The sequence below is a fragment of the Methanoregula sp. genome, from assembly GCF_002835825.1.
GTDB lineage: Archaea > Halobacteriota > Methanomicrobia > Methanomicrobiales > Methanospirillaceae > Methanoregula.
On sequence record NZ_PIZH01000574.1, the window covers coordinates 1 to 1,325 of the forward strand.

Here is a 1,325-nt window from a genome sequence, read left to right on the forward strand (position 1 = left end):
GTTGTCGACACACCTTGACCAGGAGCCGGGAAGATGCCCGATGCTCATCCTATCAACTCGTTCGTCGGCCTGCAAAAACACATCGTCGTCCGATGGAAGCGTCACCACAAGAGTTGGATCGAGTTGTGGCTCGAACCCAGGGAGCAGGCCTTCATCTGTTACCGGTGCCGTGCCGTATTCACTGGCTACCACGACCGAACGCTGGTCCGGTTGCGCGATCTCGACATCGCCAGTCATCGTGTCTACCTCTGGATGCCTCGACATCGAGTGGACTGCCCGCGAGACGGTGTGTGCCGCGAGGCGACGCACCTCGCACGGCGTGGTGCGCGCTGCACGAAACGGTTCGAGAAGCTGCTGTTCACCCTGACCAAGGACATGACGGTCAAGGCCGTGGCGACGCTTCAAGGCGTCGACTGGGAGATGGTCAAGAACGCCGAGGTCCGCTACATTGCCGGACTCCTGCGGAAGCGGGACCTCGACAAGATCACGGACCTCGGCATCGACGAGGTCTCGGAGAAGAAGGGCCACCGCTACCTGACCCTGGTCACCGATATCCGCCGTCGCAGGGTCATATGGGTGGGTCGGAGGAATGACCGAGCCGTCATCAGGGCGTTCTTCCGATGGTTCGGCAAGAAGCGGTCCCGTCGCATCAGGCGCGTCGTCATCGACATGCACGACCCCTACGAACTGGAGCTTCGTGTTCGGTGTCCTCGCGCCAGCCTCATCTACGACCACTTCCACGTCATCAAGCCGATGGGCGTGGCCATAGACAACATCCGCCGCCGCATCCAGGGCCAGCTTCCGCCCGAGGGACGCCGCTATCTCAAAGGCAGTCGCTATCTGCTCCTGCGCCCCAGCGAGACGCTCACCTCGAAACAGTGCATCTCCCTCAAGGAACTCCTCGACCTCCCCGGCAACGTCGAGCTCACCACCGCCTACCTCCTCAAGGAAGACCTGCGCGCCGTGTTCCGTGAGCTCGACCCGAAGGTCGCCCGTACAGAGCTGCGCGACTGGAAACGTCGTGCCATGGAGAGCGGTATCCCCGAGATCATCGACTATGTGAAAATGCTGAACCGTCGCCGCTTCGGCATCCAGAACTTCTTTCGTCACCGTCAGACCAACGGCCTGAGCGAGGGGTTCAACAACGTGGTGAAGACCCTGAAGAAGGACGCCTACGGCTTCCATGACTGGCGGTACTTCCGTCTGAAAATCCTCCGAAAGTGCGGGAAACTGGAATCCGGTGATTAGATCGGTATTGAACCCGTATTTTTCAGAGAGGGATCCACACTAATTCCAGTTGATCCACAAAAAAGACCATCGGGACG

At 59.9% G+C, this 1,325-nt stretch carries 2 protein-coding genes; one reads left to right on the forward strand and one right to left on the reverse strand.

Translation table 11 applies throughout. The features are described from left to right. Positions 1–264 (reverse strand): hypothetical protein (locus CW742_RS13415; protein WP_292421220.1); only part of this gene is annotated, 264 nt, incomplete at its 3' end. Here CW742_RS13415 and CW742_RS13420 point away from each other — a divergent pair. Next, positions 154–1,248 (forward strand): ISL3 family transposase, encoded by a 1,095-nt coding sequence (locus CW742_RS13420; protein WP_292421218.1) that lies wholly within the window; start codon positions 154–156, stop codon positions 1,246–1,248. The two genes, CW742_RS13415 and CW742_RS13420, sit on opposite strands and share 111 nt — an antisense overlap. Positions 1,249–1,325: the final 77 nt, after the last annotated feature.